At 49.5% G+C, this 25,726-nt stretch carries 28 protein-coding genes and 1 tRNA gene; 17 read left to right on the plus strand and 12 right to left on the minus strand.

The features are described 5' to 3' along the window. The first annotated feature begins 48 nt into the window (after window positions 1-48). From ACM9J1_RS06885 to ACM9J1_RS06905, 5 genes are all read left to right on the plus strand, one after another. Window positions 49-906: a sterol desaturase family protein gene (locus ACM9J1_RS06885; RefSeq protein WP_415581296.1), complete on the plus strand. Its 858-nt coding sequence runs from the start codon at window positions 49-51 to the stop codon at window positions 904-906. Between the two features lie 56 nt (window positions 907-962). Then, on the plus strand, window positions 963-1,235 hold the full coding sequence (locus tag ACM9J1_RS06890) for a TIGR03643 family protein (RefSeq protein WP_415581297.1): 273 nt from the start codon (window positions 963-965) through the stop codon (window positions 1,233-1,235). Between the two features lie 33 nt (window positions 1,236-1,268). After that, entirely contained in the window at window positions 1,269-2,198 is a 930-nt protein-coding gene (locus tag ACM9J1_RS06895) for an alpha/beta hydrolase (protein WP_415581298.1), read from the plus strand. A 53-nt stretch (window positions 2,199-2,251) separates the two neighbouring features. After that, window positions 2,252-4,078, plus strand: coding sequence for a M61 family metallopeptidase (locus ACM9J1_RS06900; RefSeq protein WP_415581299.1), 1,827 nt, complete (start codon window positions 2,252-2,254; stop codon window positions 4,076-4,078). A 69-nt stretch (window positions 4,079-4,147) separates the two neighbouring features. After that, window positions 4,148-4,867 (plus strand): DUF4369 domain-containing protein, encoded by a 720-nt coding sequence (locus ACM9J1_RS06905; protein WP_415581300.1) that lies wholly within the window; start codon window positions 4,148-4,150, stop codon window positions 4,865-4,867. A 308-nt stretch (window positions 4,868-5,175) separates the two neighbouring features. Here ACM9J1_RS06905 and ACM9J1_RS06910 read toward each other — a convergent pair. The 5 genes from ACM9J1_RS06910 to idi all read right to left on the minus strand — a co-directional run bounded on the left by ACM9J1_RS06910 (window position 5,176) and on the right by idi (window position 7,772). Then, window positions 5,176-5,249: transfer RNA gene (locus ACM9J1_RS06910), tRNA-Thr, on the minus strand. A gap of 71 nt (window positions 5,250-5,320) precedes the next feature. Further along, window positions 5,321-5,590, minus strand: a complete 270-nt coding sequence (locus tag ACM9J1_RS06915) for a hypothetical protein (RefSeq protein WP_415581301.1) — start codon at window positions 5,588-5,590, stop codon at window positions 5,321-5,323. 39 nt (window positions 5,591-5,629) lie between these two features. Then, on the minus strand, window positions 5,630-6,598 hold the full coding sequence (locus tag ACM9J1_RS06920; protein WP_415581302.1) for a type I phosphomannose isomerase catalytic subunit: 969 nt from the start codon (window positions 6,596-6,598) through the stop codon (window positions 5,630-5,632). Window positions 6,599-6,719: 121 nt separating this feature from the next. Continuing rightward, window positions 6,720-7,130, minus strand: a complete 411-nt coding sequence (locus ACM9J1_RS06925) for a 6-carboxytetrahydropterin synthase (RefSeq protein ID WP_415581303.1) — start codon at window positions 7,128-7,130, stop codon at window positions 6,720-6,722. A gap of 114 nt (window positions 7,131-7,244) precedes the next feature. Continuing rightward, window positions 7,245-7,772: an isopentenyl-diphosphate Delta-isomerase gene (gene idi / locus ACM9J1_RS06930; RefSeq protein ID WP_415581304.1), complete on the minus strand. Its 528-nt coding sequence runs from the start codon at window positions 7,770-7,772 to the stop codon at window positions 7,245-7,247. Window positions 7,773-7,929: 157 nt separating this feature from the next. Between idi and ACM9J1_RS06935 the strand changes: the two genes are divergently transcribed. From ACM9J1_RS06935 to msrA, 3 genes are all read left to right on the plus strand, one after another. Beyond that, window positions 7,930-8,946 (plus strand): hypothetical protein, encoded by a 1,017-nt coding sequence (locus tag ACM9J1_RS06935; protein ID WP_415581305.1) that lies wholly within the window; start codon window positions 7,930-7,932, stop codon window positions 8,944-8,946. A gap of 153 nt (window positions 8,947-9,099) precedes the next feature. Then, a complete protein-coding gene (msrB, locus tag ACM9J1_RS06940) occupies window positions 9,100-9,630 on the plus strand; it encodes a peptide-methionine (R)-S-oxide reductase MsrB (RefSeq protein WP_415581306.1) in 531 nt (176 codons plus the stop codon). 32 nt (window positions 9,631-9,662) lie between these two features. Beyond that, complete coding sequence (gene msrA / locus ACM9J1_RS06945; RefSeq protein WP_415581307.1) at window positions 9,663-10,286, plus strand: peptide-methionine (S)-S-oxide reductase MsrA; 624 nt, start codon at window positions 9,663-9,665, stop codon at window positions 10,284-10,286. A 2-nt stretch (window positions 10,287-10,288) separates the two neighbouring features. Here msrA and ACM9J1_RS06950 read toward each other — a convergent pair whose 3' ends face one another. Both ACM9J1_RS06950 and ACM9J1_RS06955 read right to left on the minus strand, forming a co-directional pair. Beyond that, entirely contained in the window at window positions 10,289-11,851 is a 1,563-nt protein-coding gene (locus tag ACM9J1_RS06950; protein ID WP_415581308.1) for an NAD(P)/FAD-dependent oxidoreductase, read from the minus strand. Window positions 11,852-12,115: 264 nt separating this feature from the next. Then, entirely contained in the window at window positions 12,116-13,165 is a 1,050-nt protein-coding gene (locus tag ACM9J1_RS06955) for a DUF2891 domain-containing protein (protein ID WP_415581309.1), read from the minus strand. A gap of 96 nt (window positions 13,166-13,261) precedes the next feature. Here ACM9J1_RS06955 and ACM9J1_RS06960 point away from each other — a divergent pair, with 96 nt between their 5' ends. Next, a complete protein-coding gene (locus tag ACM9J1_RS06960; RefSeq protein ID WP_415581310.1) occupies window positions 13,262-13,495 on the plus strand; it encodes a hypothetical protein in 234 nt (77 codons plus the stop codon). A gap of 49 nt (window positions 13,496-13,544) precedes the next feature. On the opposite strand, the gene ACM9J1_RS06965 is transcribed toward ACM9J1_RS06960, so the two are convergent. Further along, window positions 13,545-14,246 (minus strand): T9SS type A sorting domain-containing protein, encoded by a 702-nt coding sequence (locus ACM9J1_RS06965; RefSeq protein WP_415581311.1) that lies wholly within the window; start codon window positions 14,244-14,246, stop codon window positions 13,545-13,547. Window positions 14,247-14,253: 7 nt separating this feature from the next. Next, the gene (gene recQ / locus ACM9J1_RS06970) at window positions 14,254-16,449 is read right to left on the minus strand and encodes a DNA helicase RecQ (RefSeq protein WP_415581312.1); all 2,196 of its coding nucleotides are present in this window, start codon (window positions 16,447-16,449) and stop codon (window positions 14,254-14,256) included. Window positions 16,450-16,530: 81 nt separating this feature from the next. Between recQ and ACM9J1_RS06975 the strand changes: the two genes are divergently transcribed. The 5 genes from ACM9J1_RS06975 (at window position 16,531) to ACM9J1_RS06995 (ending at window position 19,731) form a co-directional block, all read left to right on the plus strand. Beyond that, window positions 16,531-17,496, plus strand: coding sequence for a KpsF/GutQ family sugar-phosphate isomerase (locus tag ACM9J1_RS06975; protein WP_415581313.1), 966 nt, complete (start codon window positions 16,531-16,533; stop codon window positions 17,494-17,496). Beyond that, the gene (gene tatC, locus ACM9J1_RS06980; RefSeq protein WP_415581314.1) at window positions 17,496-18,335 is read left to right on the plus strand and encodes a twin-arginine translocase subunit TatC; all 840 of its coding nucleotides are present in this window, start codon (window positions 17,496-17,498) and stop codon (window positions 18,333-18,335) included. Before ACM9J1_RS06975 ends, tatC begins: the two co-directional genes overlap by 1 nt. 4 nt (window positions 18,336-18,339) lie before the next feature. Further along, window positions 18,340-18,690 carry a carboxymuconolactone decarboxylase family protein gene (locus ACM9J1_RS06985; RefSeq protein WP_415581315.1) on the plus strand — a complete coding sequence of 117 codons (351 nt, stop codon included), beginning with the start codon at window positions 18,340-18,342 and terminating at the stop codon, window positions 18,688-18,690. Window positions 18,691-18,781: 91 nt separating this feature from the next. After that, window positions 18,782-19,522 carry an LPS export ABC transporter ATP-binding protein gene (lptB, locus tag ACM9J1_RS06990; protein WP_415581316.1) on the plus strand — a complete coding sequence of 247 codons (741 nt, stop codon included), beginning with the start codon at window positions 18,782-18,784 and terminating at the stop codon, window positions 19,520-19,522. Next, complete coding sequence (locus ACM9J1_RS06995; RefSeq protein ID WP_415581317.1) at window positions 19,522-19,731, plus strand: DUF5808 domain-containing protein; 210 nt, start codon at window positions 19,522-19,524, stop codon at window positions 19,729-19,731. Before lptB ends, ACM9J1_RS06995 begins: the two co-directional genes overlap by 1 nt. Here the strand turns inward: ACM9J1_RS06995 and ACM9J1_RS07000 are convergent, their stop codons facing one another. Together ACM9J1_RS07000 and ACM9J1_RS07005 are read right to left on the minus strand one after the other, a co-directional pair. Further along, a complete protein-coding gene (locus tag ACM9J1_RS07000; RefSeq protein ID WP_415581318.1) occupies window positions 19,732-20,568 on the minus strand; it encodes a GH25 family lysozyme in 837 nt (278 codons plus the stop codon). It abuts the gene before it with no gap. Window positions 20,569-20,571: 3 nt separating this feature from the next. Beyond that, entirely contained in the window at window positions 20,572-21,273 is a 702-nt protein-coding gene (locus ACM9J1_RS07005; protein WP_415581319.1) for a CDP-alcohol phosphatidyltransferase family protein, read from the minus strand. 131 nt (window positions 21,274-21,404) lie between these two features. Between ACM9J1_RS07005 and ACM9J1_RS07010 the strand changes: the two genes are divergently transcribed. The 3 genes from ACM9J1_RS07010 to ACM9J1_RS07020 are packed head-to-tail and all read left to right on the plus strand — an operon-like array spanning window position 21,405 to window position 24,231. After that, window positions 21,405-22,472 (plus strand): putative type IX sorting system protein PorV2, encoded by a 1,068-nt coding sequence (locus ACM9J1_RS07010; protein WP_462916987.1) that lies wholly within the window; start codon window positions 21,405-21,407, stop codon window positions 22,470-22,472. 23 nt (window positions 22,473-22,495) lie between these two features. Further along, complete coding sequence (locus ACM9J1_RS07015; protein WP_415581320.1) at window positions 22,496-23,599, plus strand: lipoprotein N-acyltransferase Lnb domain-containing protein; 1,104 nt, start codon at window positions 22,496-22,498, stop codon at window positions 23,597-23,599. Between the two features lie 2 nt (window positions 23,600-23,601). After that, complete coding sequence (locus tag ACM9J1_RS07020; RefSeq protein ID WP_415581321.1) at window positions 23,602-24,231, plus strand: murein L,D-transpeptidase catalytic domain-containing protein; 630 nt, start codon at window positions 23,602-23,604, stop codon at window positions 24,229-24,231. Between the two features lie 50 nt (window positions 24,232-24,281). Here the strand turns inward: ACM9J1_RS07020 and ACM9J1_RS07025 are convergent, their stop codons facing one another. Further along, window positions 24,282-25,673: an exopolysaccharide biosynthesis polyprenyl glycosylphosphotransferase gene (locus ACM9J1_RS07025; RefSeq protein WP_415581322.1), complete on the minus strand. Its 1,392-nt coding sequence runs from the start codon at window positions 25,671-25,673 to the stop codon at window positions 24,282-24,284. Between the last annotated feature and the right edge of the window lie 53 nt (window positions 25,674-25,726).

The following is a 25,726-nucleotide window of genomic DNA, read 5'->3' on the forward strand; positions in this document are numbered from 1 at the left end:
CTTGGGCGATGACGTGAAAAAAAGTACATTTGACTTTATTCGATTGCCATGAATGAAATAGTCGATTACTTTGCCCAGATTCCGTCGTCGCACCGCGCACTCATTATTGCCGGTGGGATTGCCTTTTTCTGGCTGTTGGAAAGCATCAAACCGATGTTTGTTTTCGACTACAAAAAATGGCATCATGCCGGCATTAATATTTTCTTTACCCTGACTACGGTGGTCGTCAATTTCATATTGGCGTTCGTCCTTTTGATGGCCGCAGATTGGACCGTGACGCACCAATTCGGCGTCCTGCAATGGTTGCCCGACATGCCGCTTTGGCTTTTTGCGATCGTGGGTTTGCTCCTGCTGGATCTGGTGGGCGCTTACTTGCCGCACCTGGTGGAGCACAAAACCAAAATCTTGTGGCGATTCCATTTGATCCATCATACCGATACCTGGATCGACACGACGTCGGCCAACCGGCATCATCCCGGCGAAAGCGTTATCCGTTTTGCATTTACCACCATTGGCGTATTGGTGGCCGGCGCGCCCATGTGGCTGGTATTCATGTATCAGTCGCTTTCGGTCGTTTTTTCGCAACTCAACCATGCCAACATCGCCCTGCCACCAAAATTGGACAAATGGCTGGGCTACTTAATCGTATCGCCCGATATGCACAAAGTCCATCACCATTACTTGATGCCTTATACCGACAGCAATTACGGCAATATCTTTTCGGTTTGGGACAGACTTTTCGGCACGTATAGGGAACTTCCGAAAGACCAGATCGTCTATGGCGTGGATACGCATATGGATGCCCGAGAGCACAATGATTTGGGCAACCTTTTGAAAATTCCCTTCCAGCGTCGTTCGAAGGACAATTTAGAATCCGAAAAAATTATCGACACCCCAAAAAACTAATTATTTTTTTTCCTAATATTGGCTGACATACTTGAGTTTTACAGCATTATTACGAAATGAGAAAAAGTAATCACGTTGAACTTGACAATGACCAAATGGAACGGCTTGTCGCTATGGCTTTGGAAGAAAGGAAACCTTTCGAAGTAATTAAAGAAGAATTCGGAGTGCCTGAGAAAGACGTGATTGAGATCATGCGCAAACGGCTCACCAAAGACAAATTCGAATTGTGGCGGCAAAAGGCCAGCGCCAGCAAGCCCAAACCCAAACCGATGGTTGACGATTTTGACGATGACCTCGACGGAAAATATTACTTGAAAAACAAATTCTAATACTCCCGCCAAAGGGAGTTTTTTATTATGATCATGAAAAAAACAATTACCGCCGTATTGCTGCTCTTGCAGATTTCCGTTTTCGGCCAGGAAAGCAAATTCACCGAATCTGAAGTGGCCGCCACGCCGCTCATCAAAGGCACGCTGTACGCGCCGGAGAAAACCAAACCCAACCTGGTGATTCTCATCGCCGGGTCTGGCCCAACCGACCGCAATGGCAACCAAGCCGGCATGGACAACAATTCATTGCGTTTCCTCGCGCAAGGATTGGCCAAGGACGGAAATGCCGTGTACAGCTTTGACAAACGTATTTTTGCGCAAGCCGCTGCGGGCAACATGAACGAAGATGCGCTACGATTTTCGGATTTCATCAACGACGTGAAAGAAATCATCGCGTACTTCAGGGCACAAAATAAGTATGCGAAAGTTGTGGTGGCCGGGCATAGCGAAGGTGCGCTCATCGGGCTGATGGCCGCTCAGGACAAACGTGCCGATGGTTACGTCTCGATTGCCGGTCCGGCACGTCCGATAGACCAAATCATTACCGACCAAGTGGCCGCGCAAATGGCTTCACTGCGTCCGGAGATCGAGGGTTATTTTGACAAGATGCGCAAAGGTGAAAAATTCGAGGCCAACCCGATGCTGCAGAGTTTGTTCCGCGAAAGCGTCAGGCCGTATATGCTGTCATGGATGCAATACACGCCAACCGATGAAATCAAGAAACTCCAAATTCCTGTCTTGATCGTCAATGGCACCAAAGACCTGCAGGCAAAAGCGACGGAAGCCGAATTGCTTAAAGCTGCAAAACCCGATGCAAAGTTGGTCATCATCGAAAACATGAATCACGTACTCAAGGAAATCAAGGGCGGCGACGCCGAAAACGGGCAGTCTTATGCCAACCCGGATTTGCCGGTCATGCCCGAGATGATTTCGGCTGTTAATCAATTCATAAAAACCCTATAGCCGGGTAACATTTTTCTACATTAGCGCACAAATTCCCGCAAACGTTAACATCTATGAAGAAATTGATTTTGGCAGCGTTGGTTGCCATGGCTTCCTTGAATGCATCGGCCCAGGCCAAAAGCAGCGCAATCCGTGTCAGTATAGATTTGAATAATGTAGCCGATGACAAAGTAGCGGTTACGATGGCGGTTCCGGCCTTAAGCGGTGCGGCCACACTTCATTTCCCGAACATCATTCCCGGAACGTATTCAAAGGACGATTACGGGCGTTTCATTGAAGGCGTGAAAGCCTTTGACAGCAAAGACAAACCGCTGGCGGTAACCGAAAATGCCAATCATTCCTGGACCGTCGCAGACGGAAAAAAACTCGCCAAAATCACGTATCTCGTAAATGATTCATACGACATCACCGGTGAAAAAGGCGTGTTCTCGCCTGCCGGGACAAACATCTTAGACGAGAAAAATTTCATGCTCAACCTGCATGCATTCGTAGGCTACATCAACGACATGATGGCCACGCCATACGAATTGACGGTGTTGCATCCGGCGACGCTTTCCGGCGCGACTTCGCTTATTGACAAAGACGCTTCAGACACCAAGGATATTTTTGAGGCCGAGCGTTACTTCGACATCACCGACAACCCGATCATGTACACCAAGCCAGACCAGACGTCATTTACCGTAGCCGGCATGGAAGTCATCCTGAGCGTGTATTCGCCCAACGGCACGATTACCGCCGCCATGCTCACGCCCGAAATCGAGAAAATGGTGAAGGCGCAAAAAGCATTTCTGGGCGACATCAACAAAAACAAACGCTATGTCATTTTGCTGTATTTATCGGATGTGATGAAAACCGATGCGCAAGGTTTCGGCGCGCTCGAACACAACACGTCAACCACGGTCGTTTTTCCTGAAATGATGCCGAAGAGCGAACTCGATAAAATGATGGTGGATGTGGTATCACACGAGTTTTTTCACACCGTGACACCGCTGAGCGTCCATTCCAAGGAAATCCACTATTTCGATTACACCACGCCGAAAATGTCGCAACATTTGTGGATGTACGAAGGCGTCACCGAATATTTCGCGAACCTCTTCCAGGTGAATCAAGGTTTGATTACTGAAGACGAATTCTATGGGCGCATGGCCGATAAAATCCGCAATGCCGGCAGTTATGACGACAAGATGTCGTTCACCGAAATGAGCCGCAATGTCATCAACCCGCCGTACAAGGCGCAATACAACAACGTGTATGAAAAAGGTGCGCTCATCGCGATGTGTCTGGACATCATCATCCGTGAAAAGTCGGGCGGCGAGCGCGGTATTTTGGATCTGATGCGCAAACTTTCGAACGAGTACGGCTCAGCCAAACCTTTTGACGACGCGGAATTGTTCCCGAAAATCGTTTCGCTTACCTATCCGGAAGTCGGCGAATTCATCAACACCTATATCGTGGGCACAACGCCAATCCCTTACAACGATTTCTTCGCGAAAATGGGCATCGGCAAAATGAAGCGACAAGAACCGGCCAACCCATTTTTGAAAGGGCAAACGCCGTATATCACGATCAAGCCCGGCACGAAAGACATCGTTGTGTTGAACGGCACCAAACTCAGCCCGTTCTTTTATGAACTCAAGATGGAAGGCGGCGATGTAATCACGGCCATCAACGGCACGGCCTACAACCTGGACAACATCTACAACATGATCATGGAAAGCCAGAACTGGAAAAACGGCGACGACGTTACCGTTGACATCAAGCGCGACGACAAGCCGATGACTGTGAAAGGGAAAGTCAAACTCGACATGAAGGAAGTGGAAGGATTCGGGGTTACCGATGCCACGAAAGACAAACTCCGCGAAGCCTGGCTCAAGAAATAATAACAGAAAATCCCCGTTCCAAAAGCGGGGATTTTTTTGTTTCTTTGCGCCCGATTACCCGCAAACAACATGAAGAAGATACTGACCGTATTGATTGTATTGGCCGTCGTGGCCTGCAGCAAGAAAAAAGAACAAACCAAAGACCTCTTGATCACCGGCAACATTGCGGGTATGAAGAAAGGCGCGCTGGTCATCAAGAGATTGAACGACACGGTGTGGCAAACCATAGACAGTGTGGTCTTCAACGGCGATTCTAAGTTTGAAACGGAAATCGATTTGCCGTCACCGGAAATGTTGTCGCTCAGGTTGGACCGCGGCGTTTCAGAAAATATGGACAACGAACTGCTGGTATTCGCCGAACCGGGCCAGATGGACATCCAGACCGATCTGGAAAAGTTCTACGCCAAAGCCAACGTCACAGGCTCGAAAAACAACGACCTCTATACCGAATACAAAAAAGGAAAAAGCCGTTACAGCGACCTACTGCTGGAACTATCGGTCGCGGAATTCACGGCCAAAAAAGAAGGCAAAACATTCTCCAAGGAAGACAACGAAGCGCAACTCAAAAATACAATGCGCCGAAAATACCTGTACGCCATCAACTTCGCCCGCAACCACGCCGACCATGACATTGCGCCTTACATTGCATTGTATGAAGTAGCCAACGCGCAATTGCCTTATCTTGATACGATCAACAACGCGCTTTCCCCGGCGGTAGCCAAAGCCAAATACGGAAGAATGTTGGCAGATTACATCGACGCTCGCCGAAAAGCCGAAGCGGCCCAGTAGTTATGACCACCACGAATTCACGAATTTACACAGATTTAATTCGCGAATTCGCGGTGATATTCTTCTAGCCACTAACGACTACGAAACACGGATACCCCGGCTATTATTCGTGAATTCGCGGTGCGCTTTTTCCTGCCACTAAAAAACACCGATTTGCATCGCTGGTTAGGTATTTCCAGGGTAATGGATTCACCCAAATGGAAATTGCAAATTCGTGGTGAAGGTTCTTCTAGCAACCAGGCACTATCAACTAACCCCTAAAACAAAAAACCACCACAAAACTTGTGATGGTTTCCTTCTCATTTCTGAGCCGATAGAGGGACTCGAACCCACGACCTGCTGATTACAAATCAGCTGCTCTAGCCAGCTGAGCTACACCGGCAATCTTGCTGCAAATATAGAAGTCAAATTCTAATTTCCAAAAATTAAACCCCAAATTTTGCAGGCGATTTTTTATCCGAGCTGGTTCAGTTTTGCAACCAATTGGTGCGCAGCTTCTTCCAGATCTTTGTGCACTTGCTTGAAATGTGCTTTTTTGTTCTCGACGTCTTTTTGGTTCACTTTCGCAATCAGCGAATCAAAGGTATTGATGGCTTCGTCGATAACGGCATTCGACGCTTCGGTTGGTTTGCCCGTTGTGGTCATTTCCCACAAATAAACGGCTTCGATGATGTCGCCCAACACATTATTAATGTCTTTCTTCAGATTCTTTACGTTTGCCATGTTGCTTAGATTTTGTGCAAAATTACAATAAAATATCGTTTACGAAATGTAAATCTCAAGGATTGATGCGCGGCCTTGCAATGCATATTGCTTCAGACCCGCCGGAATCAGCACCGTATCGCCCGTACCGTATGAGAAATGACCGGTGTCCGTACGCAGGTCAAACCCGCCGTCCACGCACATATATACCGTAAACGCATCGCCGGGTTTATTTATTTCGGCAACGCCGTCCAGCGGCAGGAAATTCGTGGTGAAATATGGGCAATCCACGACATTGTTAGACGCATTCGGGGTTTTGCCGTAGGTTTTCTGTGACGCCGTGCGGTGGTAATTGATGGCATCTATGGCAAGATCCAGATGCAGTTCGCGTGATTTCCCTTGCGCATCAACACGATCCCAATCATAGACGCGGTAGGTAATGTCAGACGTTTGCTGTATTTCCGCGACAACAATGCCGGCGCCGATGGCGTGGATGGTTCCCGTTTCGAGCATAAACACATCGCCTTTGCGGACCGGAATCTGATTTAAAATCGCGGGCAGTGTTTTCTGGTCGAGGTTTTTCATGAAATCGGCCGGGCTGGAATCTTCCTTGAACCCGACGATGAGCCGCGCGGCCGGTTCGGCGTGCATGATGTACCACATTTCGGTTTTGCCGAAGGAATTGTGGCGCTTCTTGGCCAGTTCGTCGTTTGGATGCACTTGGATCGACAAATCTTCGCGCGCATCGAGGAATTTGAACAGCAACGGAAACTGTTTCCCGAAACGCTCGTGCACTTTGGCACCCAGAATTTCGTCCGGATACTTTTCAATGATGTCTTCCAAGGTTTGCCCCACGAAACTTCCTGCCGCCACGACGCTGATGTCGCCCGGAACGGTCGAGATTTCCCAGCTTTCGCCTGTATTTTCTGAGGTTATCGGTTTTCCGAATTCGGTTTTGAGTTTCGTGCCGCCCCAAATGCGTTCTTTCAGGATTGGCGTAAATTGCAACGGATAAAGTTCTGGTGTCATGTGATGCGGATTGGTGCGAAGCCTAGCCCCGATGGCAGCGGCATCCTTTTTTGCAGCGCAGCGGAGAAAAAGATACAGCGAACAGCGGGAAAAAGCTCCTGATAAAAAGCCAAATTAAACATTATTCGCCACGAAATGTTACAGCATTCCTAGGTGTTTCAAAAAGTGTCACTTCAAGCGCCAGGCCGGCGTCGAGGCGTTTGCGGAGTTTTTGCCAGATCACCATGGCGATGTGCTCGGCCGTTGGGTTCAAATCGGCAAATTCAGGCACGTCCAGGTTCAGGTTTTTGTGGTCAAACGGTGTTTCCACTTCCTCAAAAATAAGGTCGCTCAGGACTTTGATGTCCAGCACATATCCGGTTTCCGGGTCAATCGGGCCGGTGACGCTCACCACCAATTCGTAATTGTGCCCGTGGAAATTAGGGCTGTTGCACTTGCCAAAAACCCGCTCGTTTTGCTCAAACGACCAGTCTTTCCTGTACAAACGGTGCGCGGCGTTGAAATGGGCGCGGCGGGAAACGGTGGCTTTCATATGGGTTGGTGGCTAAGGATTTGGGCGTTGCGCGTGGCGCCGGGTCTTCGGCTGTATCTTTTGCTCGTGGCCTCGCAAAAGGATGCCGCCTCAACCCCTAACGCGGGCAGGGCGCTACAATTTATGTTCTTCTAAATAGTGGTAAAATTCGTCAAAAATAATTTTGAACCAAACAGTGTAAATCTCCGGATGTGCCGCCATGTCTGCCTTTACGTCGTCTATGGCCATCCATTTCCAATTGGCTACTTCTTCGGGGTTTATGTTGGGCTGGCCGTCGTAACGCCCAATCAGGACGTGGTCCAGTTCGTGTTCGGTCAGGCCATTGTCAAACGGCGCTTTGTAGATGAAATGGAACAAATCCTTCAGCTCAGTCGCAAAACCCATTTCTTCCATCAAACGGCGGTTGCCCGCGCCCACGTTGGTTTCGCCCTCTCGTTGGTGGCTGCAACACGTGTTGGTCCAGAGTAGTGGCGAATGGTATTTGTGCGCGGCGCGCTGCTGGAGCATGATCTCATTTTTCGCATTCAGGACAAAAACAGAAAACGCCCGGTGCAGCACGGCTTTTTCATGCGCTTCGAGTTTGGGCATCAGCCCGATTTGCTCGTCCTTTTCATTGACCAGGATGACGTGCTCTTCTTTCATAACGCCCAAAAATACGAAAAAACCCTCGCGCGCATCCGGCGGGCTTGATTTTGTAATTTATTTAACTGGTGTTGAACCAATTGAAATTTTTATATATTTGACTGATAATAATTTACGCCCAACGTGAGTTATTATTGCGCCCCGAAATATTGAAAATATGAATTTGAAAAATGTCCTGCTGGCACTGCTCCTACCGGTGTCTGCCCTCGCACAACTTTCAGATGCCGAGTTCAATGGCATCTACCAGCAACTCACCGAACATTCCTCGGCATGGCCTTATTTGGGCCACAAAGACGGCGAAACGAACCCGTTTACGGAAGAGTTCAAAAGGCTGTCCTGGAATTTCTCGGATGATGATTTGATGTACATCGCCCAAAACGGCAATACCATCATGAAGGCCAGCGCCGGCAACGAATTGGTGGCGCGCAAATCCAAAAACCTGACGGCGCTCTTTTCTGAACAATTGCTTTCCAAGGAAAACGTGATCGTCCACACCGGAAGCCTGAACGCCAATTATTCACTCGCTGCCGTGTTGTATAAGGAAGTCGCGTTCCAAAAAGAGAAAAAACAGCGCAAACAATATTACGAAAAGACCTCAACCGAAGCGCAACTCCGCGGGTTGAAAGAACTTTTCGGCGATGATTTCGACTCCAATTGGGACGTCCGGGAATCAGACAGCCTGATGACAATCTTGACCCGGATTGCGCTGTCCAATGACAACATCGCGGCCGAAACCATTGGCCACATCCTGAAAATCAACCAATACAAAAGCCCAGACTACAGTAGGGTGAAGCATTTCGCGGGCAAATACAAAACGCCTGAATTGCTGGCCGCGCTGGCCCAATTTAAGAACAAGACAGACTTGCCGCTACTGCGACAGCATCTGAATAATGCGTATGTGGCCATTTCCTTGTTTCCGCATCCGTCGTTGCTGCCGGATTTAAAAGCCAGGATCAACGCCGACTACGAAAACCCTAATTTCCAGCAAGCCGTAGCGGCCTACAAAAGCAGCGAATCCAAGACGTTGCTCGAATCCATCCGCAAGAAAATTGCGGCCGCTTACCCGCAGGGCAGCCAACGCGACGAACGCTATTTTGCGCTTCACGGCATCATCGAAAAAAGCAATTGCCCGTTGTATGGTGATTTGCTGGTGTCTTTGGAAAACGGGATTTAGTATTATAGAATAAAAAAAAACGCGGCCAATTGTCAACTCCCCGACAATTGGCCGCTTCGTTTTGCGGTAGGTTTGCCTCATGAACGCGCGATTTATGATTCTTTTGACAACTGTTCGCCGCGATAACACGTACATTCAACCAAAATTTCAACAATGGGAAAATTCACTTTACTAGGAATGATGCTCCTCATGCTGGCTTCGGCCTGCGGACAAACGGGCAGCGGCAAAACCAAAACCGGCGACGTGCTGTCCAAACCGGAAAACCCTTACTACTCAAACACCAGCACAACCAAATTGAACCTTCCCGATTCGGTCTGGAAAAAAGTGTTGCCCGAAGATGTTTACGAGATTTCACGCCACGCCGAAACCGAACGCGCCTTTACGGGAAAATACTGGGATTTCACAGGAAAAGGCACATATTACTGCGCGGCTTGCGGCAACAAACTCTTCCGTTCAGATGCCAAATTTGCGAGCCAGTGCGGATGGCCGAGTTTCTTTGAGCAGGACAACAAAAACAGCACGACCGAAAAGCCGGACAACTCGCTAGGCATGGAACGCATCGAAGTGCTGTGCGGCCGTTGCGGCGGGCATTTGGGCCACATTTTCGACGACGGACCGCCGCCCACGGGCAAGCGCTATTGCATGAATTCTATCGTACTGGATTTTATCCCTGACAAAAAATAACGTTGACAATTTCCTAAATTTAAAACCGAACGATGAACAAAAAGCTGTTGATTCTTTTGATGATGGCCGCGACACCTGCATTCGCGCAGGTGTCAATGATGCAAAACGCCAATAAAAACCTCGACACCATTGTATTGGCCGGCGGCTGTTACTGGTGTGTGGAAGCCGTATACGAACAACTGGACGGCGTGGTATCGGCCGTATCGGGTTACGCTGGTGGCACAAACCCAAACCCAACTTATGAAGATGTCTCCACCGGACGGACAGGTTATGCCGAAGTGGTGCAAATTACCTATGACAAGACCAAAACCAATCTGGACGAAATCTTCAAGATCTTTTTTACCGTGCACGACCCGACCACGTTGAACCGACAGGGTGCCGATGTGGGTACGCAATACCGTTCGGCGATTTTCTACAAAAACGAAAAGGAGAAGTTGGCCGCCGAAAGCATCATCAAGGCGCTCAGCAAAGGCGATGCTTTTGAAAAACCGATTGTGACGTCAATCGAGAAGTTGACGAAATTTTACAAGGCCGAAGATTACCACCAGGATTATTACCAGAACAACAAAAGCCAGCCGTACTGCCGCATGGTCATCCAACCGAAAATGGAAAAATTCGAAAAGGTTTTTAAGGACAGGCTGAAGAAAAAGAAATAGGCTTAACGGCTTAACGCTTGCACAATCATGAGCGCGCATTTCTCGCCGTCGATGGCTGCCGAAACGATGCCGCCCGCGTAACCCGCGCCTTCGCCACACGGATACAACCCTTTGATTTGCGGATGTTCCAGCGTTTGCGTATCGCGCGGAATCCTGACCGGAGACGACGTGCGCGATTCCGGTGCGTGTAAAATGGCTTCGTTGGTGAAATAGCCTCTCATTGATTTGCCGAATTCCACAAAACCCTCACGAAGGATTTGCGTAATGAAACCTGGGAATACGTTGCCCAGTTCTATAGAAGTTGTTCCCGGAACATATGACGTTTTCGGAATGTTCGCCGATACTTTGCCCTGGCTGAAATCAACCATGCGCTGCGCCGGGGCACGTTGCGTTTCGCCCGCCAAATGCCACGCACGTTGCTCGATGCTTCTCTGGAATTCAACACCGGCCAACGCACCGAATTTTGCGAACGGCTTGAAATCTTCCGGTTTCAGTTCCACGACGATGCCCGAATTGGCCGTGGCCTGATCGCGTTTGGATGGCGACCAGCCGTTGGTGACCACTTCGCCCGGAGCCGTTGCACAAGGCGCAATCACGCCACCCGGACACATGCAGAACGAATACATGCCGCGACCATTGACCTGTTTCACGACAGCATATGGCGCCGGCGGCAGGAATTCGCCGCGGTAATCACAACTGTACTGGATTTTATCGATGAGCTCCTGTGGATGTTCGGCGCGCACGCCAAGGGCAAATGGCTTGGCCTCGATCAGGATTTTCTTGCGGTCGAGCATTTCAAAAATGTCACGCGCGGAATGCCCAGTAGCCAAGATGATTTTGTTGGCGTGGATCACATCGCCAGTGTTCGTGACGATGCCCTGCACTTCATTTTGCTTCACCACTATATCGTCCACGCGGGTTTCAAACAAAACTTTTCCGCCGTGTTCAATGATGGTCTCGCGCATGTCCGAAATGATTTTCGGGAGCTTGTTCGTGCCGATGTGCGGATGCGCCTCGACGAGAATATCGGGCGACGCACCAAAGGCGACAAACAATTTCAGGATGCGGTCTACATCGCCGCGCTTTTTGGAACGCGTGTACAACTTGCCGTCTGAATATGTTCCGGCGCCGCCTTCCCCAAAACAGTAATTGGATTCTGGGTTGACGATGCCGTCTTGGTTGATGGCCTTGAGGTCTCGCCTTCTGCCACGGACGTCTTTGCCCCGCTCGATCACGATGGGCTTCAGGCCGCATTCTATGAGTTGTAGCGCCGCAAACAAACCGGCTGGCCCAGCGCCGATGACGATGACTTCGGGCGCGTTTTCTACATTTGGGTAATCGGGCAATTGGATTTTTTGGGACGAAAATGGCTCGTCTTTTAGATAGACCTCGAGCTTGAGGTTGATTTTGATGGCTTTTTGTCGGGCATCGATAGACCTTTTCAGCACAACAACGTGCGCGATTTCGGCTTCAGCAATACCGCTGTGCTTGCTGAGATGTGTTTTCAACAAAGCATCATTGGCGGCGGTTTCGGGTGAAACCTGGAGAAGCAATTCACGTGGCATGGCGCAAAGATAGAATTTGGGAATGTGGAAATTTGAAAATTTGAAAATTATTTGGCCCGACTGCCACAGAAACCAGCAACTAAAAAACACGAATTTCCCCGAAATTATTCCCTGCGCGGTTCTTCTAGCCACTAGCCACTAGCAACTAGCCACCAACAACTAGCTACTACCGGCGACACCGCGGCCCGCGTTAGCGATTGAGTGGATTAGCCCGCAGCGAAGCGAGGACTATGAGCGAAAGCGCGGCCGAAGGCAACGCCCAAATCACTTCTCTTCATACGCATGCAGCGCAAATGACGCCAGCCAGTGCTCGCCTTCGTAATTGCCGTCGACGACCGAAGGCAACGAATAATTGAGGTGGAAATCTGCCAAGGCTTTGAGGTGCGGGAAGGCTTTCGGGTATTGTTTGACGAGCCGGTACAGATTCCAGGCGCGGGAAAAATTAAGCCCGTCGAGGTGTACGAGGTGGCCGTCTGTACGGTCTGAGACTTTGCCCGGTTCCCAATTGAAATCTTTCTGGAACAGCGCGGGCAGGAATTTTTGCAGCCACGGCAAGAATTCTTCGGGCGACAAGACGCGCTGCATGATGCCCATTTCTTCCAGGCATGGCGATAGGAAATCGGTGCCCGATGGTTCCCAGCCGAGCGGACAATCCTGGTCTTTCCCGAACAACCGGATGGCGTTCTCGCGGATGGACTGCTGCAGTTTTTCATTTTTCGAAAACACCGCGTAATCCCAAGCGAAAGTCAGCCCGAAAGCCGTGCTGGAGTGCGTCCCGACGCGGATTGGGTAATTGAGTTTGGGCAGGAATTCGAGGTAGCGGTCGATGAACAAAAGCGATAACGGCTTGAGGTTTTTGGCCAAGTCTGCGGCGAACGGTTCTTTGGACAACTCTAGTTCGTGCTGGAGTTTGAGCAACCAGTTCCAGCCGTACGTGCGTTCAAAGGATTTCTCGTGTTTTTTGTTTAGAAAGGCGATTTCGGTGGCGATGTTTTCCTTGGAAAGGTTTGTTTTCAACTTCGCTATGATTTCATCACGGCGTTCCATTTTCGGGAAATGGTTCAGCAAAAACACCAAACTCCAATGGCCGTGTACCGATGAATGCCAGTCATAACAACCGTAAAACGCCGGATGCGCCGCTTTTGGGCTTATGATATCGGACGCATTGGCAAGGGTTTCGCCGGGTTTGTTCGGGTATTCCTGTTGCATGCATTTGAGCGGCAACGACGCCAGATGATTGGCTTGGGCAAGCGTGAGTTCCTGGGCTACGGCATACTGACAGGCCAAAGTTAAAATTAAAAGGAGTTTCTTCACGGTGTTCGGTTTCTCCAAAGCTAATTTTTTACCGCGAATTCACGAATTGTTGGCGGGAAAATTCGTGAATTCGTGGTGTGGCCTTATCTTTACGCCATGAGAAAAATCAAACTCATCTGGGATTTTCGGGGTCCGGCAGCTGAAAAAACCGCCGAACATCACGAAATCCATCTTAAGGAATACATCGCGATGGAAAAACTTCCGGTGGAAATCACCGGCTTCGAAGTGAAAACAGACATGCACGCCATCGCATTTATGGTGGTCACGGACGCCGAAATGATTCAGGTGCGCGATGCGTTGAAGCCGCACCGGGGCGAGTTATTCAATTAATAATTGATAATTGACAATGGACAATTAGCACGACGTCGAAAATGAATCGTTACAGTTTAACGATTTTGGTGTTTTGGGTTTGGCTGTCGGCGGTGATTTGTAAGGTGTAGAGACCAGCGCCTATTGCGGAAATATCTATTGATTCCGGAATTGCTTCATAGGACGATGACCAGACTTCTTGACCGAGGGCATTGACGATTGAAAGATTCCCTGCTGTGCGGTTTTCCATTTGCAAACGCAGCAACCCTTGCGTCGGGTTGGGAGAAACCGCCAACTTTGGGCGTGTCGGGACCAAAACGCGCGCCACAGTAGAGCCGTAAGTGGCTTTGTCGCCAGACGGCGCCGTGATCACCAAACTGGACGCATCGCCGGCATCGGTAATGGTGTAGGCCATCGGCTGGTTGATGTTACTCAGAAAGAACGTCATGTATAAACCATCGAAACCTGTATTGGCCAAATTCGCGCACATGCCCAGGGTGGCCGTGCAGAAGTCATAGGAAAAAGACTCGGTACCCGTAAAAACTACAATTCCGGTCATGGCCGTGTTGCAGTGCGAGGTCATCAGTTGAAGACTTTCATCTTGTGGCATGAAATATAACGGTACATAAGGCGCTGTAAGGTCATATGGTGGCGTAAATGTATTTCCGCCCGTTTCGAGCGAGGTCAAATACCAAGTAGTGTTCGTGAGAATGGGGTTTTGCGCATGTGCGCCAAACACAGTGAAAACCAGCAGCGCGATAATTTTTTTCATATGATTTTTAATTGGCGACTTCAGAGATAAACTTGATCCGCATCAGCCGCAGTTCGTCGATGTCGTAATCGCCGTCGAATTCCTTGAGCGCGTCCTCAATCTTGTCTGTTTCGGATTCCATGAAATATTCGTGGATTTCTTCCTGCTGCTCATCGTCGAGCATATCGTCAATCCAGTATTTGATATTGAGTTTCGTCCCCGAATAAACGATTTGCTCCATTTCCTTGAGCAGTGTGTCCATGGTCATGCCTTTGGCCGATGCGATGTCACTGAGCGGCAGTTTCCGGTCAATATTCTGGATGATGTATAATTTGTTGGACGAATTGGCGCCAGTGGATTTCACGACCAGATCGTCCGGACGCATGATGTCATTGTCCTGTACGTAACGCGCAATGAGTTCCACGAAGTCTTTGCCGTATTTCTTGGCCTTGCCCTCGCCCACACCGTGCACGTTGCCCAATTCGTCTAGCGTGATCGGGTATTTGAGCGCCATGTCTTCAAGCGACGGATCCTGAAACACCACGAACGGCGGCACGCCCAGCTTCTTGGCGACTTTCTTGCGCAAATCCTTGAGCATCGTCATGAGCGCTTCATCGGCCGTACCCGAGGCACGGGAAGCCGTGGTCATGTTATCGTCGTCGGTCTCGTTGTATTGGTGGTCTTCGCTCATCATGAACGATTGCGGATGCTGGATGAAATCAAGCCCGGCATCGGTGATTTTAAGGATGCCATAGGTTTCGATGTCTTTCATCAACAGGCCAGACACCAGCACCTGGCGAATAAGCGCCATCCAGAAACGTTCGTCGTGCGTGTCGCCGGCACCGAAAAAGTGTTGCGAATCTGTGCGGTGCGCCTTGATTACGGCGTTGACTTTGCCGGTAAGCGTGAAGATGATTTCCTTGGCTTTGTACAAATGTTTGGTGTCGCGGACGGTTTCCAACAACTTCCGCACTTCGTTCATCGCCTCGACCTTTGGCTTAGGGTTCCGGACATTGTCGTCCATATCGGCACCTTCGCCATCGACCTCGTCAAATTCTTCCCCGAAATAATGCAACAGGAATTTCCGGCGCGAAATGGAAGTTTCCGCATACGCCACGACTTCCTGCAACAACGCAAAACCGATTTCCTGTTCGGCGACCGGTTTGCCCGACATGAATTTTTCGAGCTTTTCTACATCTTTATAGGAATAGTACGCCAAGCAGTAGCCTTCGCCGCCGTCGCGTCCGGCACGTCCGGTTTCCTGATAGTAACTTTCGAGTGATTTCGGGATGTCATGGTGGATGACGAACCGTACATCGGGTTTGTCGATGCCCATGCCGAAAGCAATCGTGGCCACGACAACATCGACATCTTCCATCAAAAACATGTCCTGATGTTTGGCGCGGGTTTTCGCATCGAGCCCGGCGTGGTACGGAACGGCATTGATGCCATTCACTTGCAGCACTTGCGCCACTTCTTCCACTTTCTTGCGGCTCAGACAGTAAATGATGCCTGATTTCCCTTTGTATTGGCGGATGAACCGGATGATGTCGGCCTCGACGTTCTTGGTTTTCGTCCGGACATCGTAATACAGGTTCGGACGGTTGAACGATGCCTTGAAAACCGTGGCATCGGTCATGTCGAGGTTCTTCAAGATGTCTTCCTGCACTTTCGGCGTTGCGGTCGCGGTCAAGCCAATGACCGGAATATCGCCCAATTGGCGGATGATGTGCCGTAGATTTCGGTATTCAGGGCGGAAATCATGGCCCCATTCCGAGATGCAATGCGCTTCGTCTATCGCCACAAAGGAAATCGGGACGGATTGCAGAAACTGGACGTATTCTTCTTTAGTGAGCGATTCCGGCGCTACGTACAACAGCTTGGTGCGGCCGGTAACAATATCTTGCTTGACTTGCGTAATCTCTGTTTTGGTGAGTGACGAATTCAAGACGTGCGCGACACCTTCATCGGCCGACAACCCGCGAATGGCATCAACCTGGTTTTTCATCAACGCAATAAGCGGCGATACAACGATGGCCGTTCCTTCCTGCACGAGCGCGGGTAACTGGTAGCAGAGTGATTTTCCGCCGCCGGTTGGCATGATGACAAATGTGTTGTGTTTCGAGAGGATGCTTCTGATGACTTGCTCCTGAAGCCCTTTGAACTGGCCGAAACCAAAATACTTTTTTAACGCTTCATGGATGTCAATTTCATTCTGCTTCATTCTGGGGTAATCGGTAAATTTTATATAAATTTGCAACACATAAATATACGACTTTCTTTTTCATACCATAACATTTCTGCATTGGGTAATCAAGAAAAAATTTCAGCGGCGGCAAAACGCGTCATCCTTACTGAAAGTGAAGCTATTGCGACGCTCGTAAACTTCGTCGATGCAGACTTTACGCAAGCCGTTGACCTGATTTACAACGCCAAAGGCCGGCTCGTCGTGACCGGAATCGGCAAGAGCGCCATTATCGCACAGAAAATCGTGGCCACGATGAACTCCACCGGAACGCCATCGATGTTTTTGCACGCATCCGAAGCCATTCACGGGGATTTGGGCATGGTACAACCGGGCGATGTGGTCATCTGCATTTCCAAGAGTGGCAACAGCCCTGAAATCAAAGTGCTCGTCCCGATCCTGAAACGCTTTGGCAACACGCTTATTGCGATGACGGGCAACACGACGTCATTCCTGGCCAAACATGCCGACTTCGTCCTGAATACGACCGTAGATACAGAAGCCGATCCCATCAACCTCGCGCCTACTTCCAGTACGACGGCGCAACTCGTCATGGGCGATGCCGTAGCGGTTTGCCTGATGGAACTGCGTGGTTTTACGGCCGACAATTTCGCGAAATACCATCCGGGCGGCGCACTCGGGAAAAAATTATTGCTTCGCGTGGGCGACATGCTGGACCGCACGCACAGCCCTAAAGTATCGCCGGACGCCGACATCCGCCAGGTCATTTTCGAGATTTCCGAAAAAAGATTGGGTGTCGCGGCGGTCATCGAAGACGGCAAAGTCATCGGCATCATCACCGACGGCGACATCCGAAGAATGTTGGCGGGCCGCGACTCGATTGCCGGTTTGCACGCGCGCGACATCATGACACAAAACCCGAAATCGGTCAGCACGAAACACATGGTCACCGACGCGCTCAACATGCTCGAAGACTTTTCCATCACACAACTCATCGTCGTGGACGACGGCGCTTACCAAGGCGTCATCCATTTGCATGACATCCTAAAAGAAGGCATTATCTGATGGCGAAAAAAGCGAAAAAAGAGGTCAACGAGATGTCGTTCCTGGATCATCTCGAAGAACTTCGGTGGTTGTTGGTGCGCTCATCCATTGCCATCATTATTGGTGCCTGCGGCGTGTACTTCATCGCCGACTGGCTGTTCGAAGAAGTCATTTTCGGGCCAACGCGCGTGGATTTCGTCACGTACCGTTTCTTTTGCGATTTGTCTCACCAACTCGGTTTTGCCGACAGCATCTGCGTGACCGAACTGCCGTTCATCATCCAGAACACCGAAATGGAAGGCCAGATCAACATCTTCGTCTGGATTTGCATCTTGGGCGGTTTTATCCTGGCTTTCCCTTATATATTGTGGTTGCTCTGGGGTTTCATCAGCCCGGCGCTGTACGAAAAGGAACGCCGTAATGCCAAACTGTTCATCTTCATTTCCTCGCTGCTGTTCTTTATGGGCGTCGTGTTCGGATACTACGTTGTGGTGCCGATGTCGGTACAATTCGTGGCGACATTCAGCATCAGCGACATGGTGCAAAACCAGTTCAACATTGCGTCATATATGGGCATGGTAAAAATGTCGATCCTGGCCAGCGGACTGTATTTCGAGTTGCCGATCGTGATTTTCTTCTTGTCGAAACTCGGCTTGGTGACACCAGAATTCCTTCGCAAATACCGCAAATACGGCATTGTAATCATCTTGATCATCGCCGCCATCGTGACGCCGCCCGACGTGGTGAGCCAAATCATGGTGGCCGTACCGATGATTTTGATCTATGAATTCAGCATCTTGATTTCGGCATATGTGGTAAAGCAGAAATTGAAGGATGAAAAGGCGAATTTGAAAATTTGAAAACATGGCTGACCTCGTAAAAGAATTCAACGACTACCGCGCCAAGATGAATGAAAAACTCCTGGCCGACGACAACAAAGTCATCAAGCGCATCTTCAATCTCGATACGAATGCCTACATGGCCGGCGCGCTTGACGTGAAAACCAAAGAACTGCTCGGATTGGTGGCTTCTGCGGTGTTGCGTTGCGACGATTGCGTGAAATACCATCTGGAAACCTGCCACAAAGAAGGCGTTTCAAAAGCCGAAATGATGGAAGCCATGTCTATCGCGACCTTGGTAGGCGGCACGATCGTCATCCCGCATTTGCGAAGGGCGTATGAGTTTTGGGAAGAACTGGAATCAATTAATAGTTAATAATGAATAATTAATAATTGGTTAAACCGGAAGTTTGGTTTGTCAATTATTTGTTTATTTGCGTCGCGTTGGTTCAACAATCGAAACATCCATGATCCTAAGAGCCGAAAATCTCGTTAAAACATACAAAGGCCGCTCGGTCGTAAAAGGCATTTCGGTAGAAGTGAACCAAGGCGAAATCGTCGGGTTGCTCGGGCCGAACGGCGCCGGAAAAACCACCTCGTTCTATATGATCGTGGGTTTGGTAAAGCCGAACGCAGGCAAGATCTGGCTCGACAACATGGAAATCACGGACTTCCCGATGTACAAACGCGCGCAATACGGCATTGGCTATCTGGCGCAGGAAGCATCGGTGTTCCGGAAATTGAGCATCGAAGACAACATCATGAGTGTTTTGCAGCTCACAGACCTGACGAAAGACCAGCAGGAAGCCAAGATGGAAGAACTGATTGCGGAATTCAGCCTCAATCACATCCGCACCAACCGTGGCGATTTGCTTTCTGGCGGTGAACGACGCAGGACCGAAATCGCACGCGCATTGGCCACAGACCCGAAATTCATCTTGCTCGACGAACCTTTTGCAGGCGTTGATCCCGTGGCCGTGGAAGACATCCAACGCATCGTGGCCCAGCTCAAGAACAAGAACATCGGCATCTTGATTACCGACCACAACGTACAGGAAACGCTGGCCATTACCGAGAAAAGTTACCTGATGTTCGAAGGCGGCATCCTCAAGGCCGGAACGCCAGAAGAATTGGTGCAGGACGAAATGGTGCGCCGCGTTTACCTCGGGCAGAATTTCGAACTCCGCAAGAAAAAAATCACTTTCTGATGGACGGACTTCCGGAGCGCGACCCTAAAAATTACGTCTGGAAAGTATTTTACTTCAACAAGGCCGACGACCGACTGTTTCCGCCAAAACCCAATCCGGATATGGGCTGGACCATCAATTTCGCCCATCCGAAAGCGCGGTTGTATTTTGCGTTGATGCTCGGTTTCTTCGCTTTCATCGTCGCGATGATCGTCATCAAAAACCCTTGATTATTTTTTCCTGATGCGCCGCAATGCAGCGCCATCGCCGTTAAAGATGTTGATGTCCACATCGCCGTTTATGCCTTTGGCCGTGCCATTTTGTGTGAATTGCCAGAATTGCCAGCCCGGCTCGATTTCTTCCTTGAGGAAATTGTAATTGGCCACCCAAACCGTGTACGCCCTGAATTCTTCCTTCAAAAAATCGTTGTAATAACGGTCGCCGCTGTAGATGATGGGCTGCATACCATAGTGTTTTTCCACTTTTTCGAGCCAACGCCGTATCCCGACTTTTAACCGCTCGATGGATTGGCCTTCGGGTATCCGCTCGACATCGAGTACCGGCGGCAAATCGCCCTTTTCGAGGGTGACGTTGTTGATGAAATTCTGCGCCTGTTTGATGGAATTCTCATCCGGACGGTAATAATGATACGCGCCCCGAACCATTGGTGTTTGCTTGACTTCACGCCAGTTTTTCCGGAATTGCGCATCGAGACAATCCTCGCCGTACGTGGCACGGATGAACACGAAACCGATCGGGAAACTGCCTTCGACAGAATCGGTCACGGCCCAGTTTATTTTGCCTTGATATTCAGAAACGTCGATCCCGACAACATGACTTTCATGATTGCCGAGCACTTGTAGGTTCCGGATGGAATGGAGCTTTTCGTTGTTCCAGGATTTGTTGGTCTTGAAACTGAAATAGTACGCCAGCGCATTGCGGTAGTGGTAGCCGATGGCGCACACGATGAGCAAAAACAGGATAACATACAGTACTTTGGAAACCTTCCCGTTCAAAAAAGCGATTCTTTTCTTCCGCGGTTTCTTCGCGGGTTTCCGGACGGCCATGGTTTACCGATGCGGGAATTTATTGTTGATGACCGACAGGATGATGTACGAAAGGATAATCACCGGCAATGCGGCATACGTCAACCAGACGAGCAAGACCGCAGCGTACAACATGAACAAAATGGGAAGTTCGTTTCCTTTGAATCCAATTTTCTTGATCTTGAGTGAAAACAACGGGATTTCGGCGTTGAGAATGAATGCGCTACACACGGAAATCGCAAGCAACAACCAAGGATTCACGAGCATTTCCAGCAACACCAAAGAATCTGTATGCTGCAGGACGAGCGGCAAACTCATGATAAAAAGCGCATTGGCCGGCGTGGGTAACCCTATAAAGGAATCGGTCTGGCGCGTGTCTATATTAAAATTGGCCAAGCGGTAGCAAGAACCGAGCGTCACCAGGAAACCAAGAAACGGAAACCATGCCGGAAGCGTATTCCCGTTGGACATAAGTTGGAACATCACCAATCCGGGCGTCACGCCGCTGGTGACCATATCGGCCAAGGAATCGAGTTGCAACCCGAGCGGGCTGGACACCTTGAACAATCGGGCAAAAAAACCATCGAAAAAATCGAGGAAAATACCGCCGCATACAAAAAAGAACGCCAAGTCGAATCTGGATTGACTGGCGAAAACCACGGCGATGCAACCGCACAACAGGTTCAATAACGTAATGAGGTTCGGGATGTGCTTTTTGATGCTCATATTCACATGATACGCCGCAAATGTAGCACAATAAGTTAACGTCTGGCGCGTTTTAACTCAGATTTATTTTCGGGCGAAACCACCAAAAAATTCATACTTTTGACGGCACCATCCGGCTTAAAAAATTTGCTTTGAGGAAGATTTCACTTTTGTTGCTGCTGCTCACCGCGCTGTCTGCAAGCGCCCAGGCCGTACGCAAATATTCCAACGAATTCATGAACATTGGGGTCGATGCGGCCGCCTTGGGCATGTCCAACGCGGTCGTGGCTTCTACCGGCGACGTGAATTCGGGCTATTGGAATCCGGCCGGCATCCTCAAACTCGAAGACAAACAAGTGGCGTTGATGCACGCGAGTTATTTTGCGAACATCGCCCAATATGACTACGCCGCTTTTGCCATGCCGATTGACAGCGAAAGTGCCTGGGGCGTATCGCTGATCCGTTTCGGCGTGGACGACATCCTGAATACGACGCAACTCATCGACGACCAAGGCAACATTGACTACAACCGCATCAGTTTATTTTCCACGGCCGATTACGGTGCAACTTTTTCGTACGCGCGACGGCTTAAAATTGAAGGTTTCCAGTACGGTGTGAACGCGAAAGTCATCCGCCGGATCATCGGCAAATTTGCGAATTCCTGGGGTTTTGGGCTCGATGTCGGGCTGCAGTTTGACCGCAACGACTGGCATTTCGGGTTGATGCTCCGCGACATCACCACCACGTACAACATCTGGAACATCGATGAAGAAGAATACGCCCAGATTGCGGGTGCCGTGGAAGGACAGAATCAGGAATTGCCCGAAAGCAGTGAGATTACGCTGCCGAAAGCACAACTCGGGGTAAGTAAGAAATTTGAATTCCACAATGAAATGACGTTGCTCGCGGCCACAAACCTCAACATGCGTTTCGAGCAGACCAATGATTTGATTTCGTCGAGTTTCGTGAGCATCGACCCGGCCATCGGGTTTGAATGGGGCTACATCGACATGGTGTTCGTGCGTGCCGGACTGGGTAATTTCCAGAACGTCGAGCAGATTGACGGCACCAAGAAAGTCGGGTTCCAGCCCAACGTTGGCCTCGGTTTTAAATACAAAGGCATCCAAGTGGATTATGCATTGACCGATTTGGGCGACCAGAGTGCGGCGTTGTATTCGAATATTTTTTCCCTGAAAGTTGACCTTGGTATTTTCCGTTAAAGTAACTTGCGGCAAACCAGAACATGCGCAGACTCCTATTCTTTTTCCTGTTTCCGATATTGGCGTTCAGTCAATCTGTCCCGTTATCGCCCAACGCCAAAGTCAGCGTGCTCACGTGCGGTTCGTCTCCTGAAATCTATGCCTTATTCGGGCATACCGCCATTCGAATTGCCGACCCGGATCGCGGCATCGACGTGGTGTACAATTATGGTGCGTTCGATTTTTCGACACCGAATTTCGCCTTGCGGTTCGTAAAAGGCGACATGCAATATTTCGTGACCGCGGGCAGTTTCCAGGATTTCATCATCCAATACGATTACGAAAAACGGTCGATTTCCGAGCAGATATTGGACATTCCGCAAGAGAAAAAACAGCAGCTCTTTGAAGAACTGAACGCCGTGCTGTATTCGGACGCGCGATACTACACCTACAAATTCATCGACCGTAATTGCACCAATATGGCGATGGACGTACTCAACAAAAGCCTTGGCGGCAAAATCCTGTACAAACGCAAAAATCTGGATACGACGTATCGCGACATCATTTACCCGTATTTCGAAGGCCATTTCTTTGAACGCTGGGGCACGAGTGTACTCTTTGGGACGAAAGTCGATGAACAGGCCACGACGTTGTTCTTGCCGACGGAACTCGAGCAAAGCCTTGCCTTGACCACATACGACGGCAAACCGATTGTCTCGGAAACCAAGAAACTGATGACTTTTCCGGAGCAGAAACCACCTTTTTCGCTTTGGAACAACATCTATATTTACCTGATTTTCCTGACTGTCGTAGTCGTCCTGAATAAAAAAGGATTGACGGCATTTTACCTCATTTTGGTATCGTTACTCGGGATTTTCTTCGCGTTCAGCACGTTGTATTCGTTGCACGAAGAACTGGCCTGGAATTACAATGTATTGTTGTTCAATCCGTTGTGGCTACCGATTACCATATTGCTGTTGCGCAACCGCACAAAATCCTTCACGTATTTGGGTTATACCGTGCTCGGCTGTATGGTTGTTTACCTGTTGCTGGCGTTCAACAAGGCGCATTTCCTGATTGTCCTGCCGATGGTTGCCGTAAACAGCATCATCTTGCTCCGGTTGCTCTCGAAGAATAAAGCTTCGTAAAGGTGAAAGCATTCCTGAAAATCGCCGTATTTTGTCTGGCGGGCTTGCTTGGCGGAAAAGACTCCGATGCCAACCGCCGCACTGCCATTCGGGCAGCACAAGCCATTGACATCGGGTATCTCAAGATAAAGGCCGCGGAAGCCGAAACCTACTGCAAAACCAAAAAACTCAACACCAAATTTTTCCTGTTGGTTGACCTGAAAAGGCACTCTGGCCTGAAGCGATTCTATGTCTGGGACTTCGAGAAAGACACGCTTGCACACGCTTTCATGGTAAGCCATGGCTGCGGAAACAACCCATGGGCGATGGATTTTTCGAAGGCCGCGGCCAAAGTGAGCAACACGGACGGATCGCACCTTTCTTCAGTTGGGAAATACATCGTGGCCTCGCGAGGCTACAGCAATTGGGGCATCAACGTCAACTACAAATTGTTGGGACAGGACAAGACCAACAGCAATGCGGAAAAAAGACAAATCGTACTGCATTCCTGGGAAAAAGTGCCCGATGAAGAAACCTATCCGAAAGGCACGCCCGAAGGCTGGGGTTGCCCGGCGCTATCCAATGCCAGCATGAAAATCCTAGATGAGAAACTGAAAAAATCCGGACGGACGTTGCTTTGGGTGGTACAATAACCAATTCAGTCGGCGCTGACAACTACGCCATGAACTTCAAACCTTATCTTCTACTGTCCGCGGTAAAACAACACCGTACTGAACGTCTTGATGATGATGTTGATATCCAGGAAGAAACTCCGGTGCTTGATGTAATATAGGTCGTATTGGAGTTTGACCAGGCTATCATCAATGGTTTCGCCGTACGAATAGTTCACTTGCGCCCAACCGGTCAAGCCGGGTTTGATGACGTGGCGCGTTTCGTAGAACGGCATTTTTTCGGCAATGGCGGCCACGAAAACAGGTCGTTCCGGACGCGGCCCGATGACGGCCATGTCGCCCTTGAGGATGTTGACGAACTGCGGGAATTCGTCAATCCTGGTTTTCCGAAGGAATTTCCCGAATGCCGTAATGCGCGCATCGTTGGTCGTGGTAAATACCGCACCGTGCTTTTCGGCGTTCTTCACCATCGTGCGGAACTTCAAGATTTTGAATACTTCGCCGTTCTTCCCTACCCTTTTTTGGGTGTAGAACAAACGGCCTCGGTTGCCGAAGAGATTTCCGATCAAGATGAGCGGCAAGAGTGCAATCCCAACAGAAATCCCAACCAATGAAATTAAAATTTCCAAAATCCGGACAAACAGCAAATACAATTGGTTCTGGTTGCTTCGGCTGAAAGGGAAATAACGGTAAAAATCGCGCGCCACATATTGCACCGGAATACGCTGGGCAATGCTTTCGTACACTTGGGTATATTCTCGGATGATGTAGCCGTTTTCCAGCAATTGGATCAATTGGTTGTAGAGACTCACGGTAATCCCGTCTGTCTTCTGTGAGGCGATCACCACTTCCGACACCTGATGCTGGTGCACGAAATCTTCCAAAGCGTCAATCCCGATGCTCGGGACAACGTCGACATTTCGGTTGGCGTTGCTGCTGTCTGAATTGACGTAACCCATGACTTTGTAATGCGGGTCGTTGACTTCCAAACCGGTGACCAGTTCTTCGAGTTGTTCGCAATCGCAAATGAGGATCACCTTTTTGAGGAACCGATTCGAGGCGAAAAACTTCACGTAAATCATCCGCCAGATGAACAGTGAGCCCAACACCGCCAAATAAAAAAACAAGATTTGCAAACGGTTTGACGGCAGCACCGGGGTGTAAATCGGGGTCAGGAGGTAAATCAAGACAGTCGAGGACGCCGTGAGCACGATACTTTTAATAACCTGATACTGGTTGCTCGCAATCTGGAGGTTGTACATCTCAAACACGCTGCCGAGTACGGAAATGTACAGCGCCAGGACGATCGTCCAATAAAAATTTGTGGTGGAAATGTTGAAATAGTCAAATTGGAACAACTTGGCGATGACATAGAGTGCCAACAGTACCGACAAGACGTCGAAAATCCGCAGCAGAATTTTTCTTTCCGAAATCTCGAAATGTATTTTCCGCTGTTTGATCATGGATAAGGGTTGGTTTTATGAACGTGCAATTTAACAAAATTTAAGCGCCGTTC

Origin of the sequence: Flavobacterium longum (assembly GCF_965137575.1) — a bacterium.
Taxonomy (GTDB): Bacteria; Bacteroidota; Bacteroidia; order Flavobacteriales; family Flavobacteriaceae; genus Flavobacterium; species Flavobacterium longum.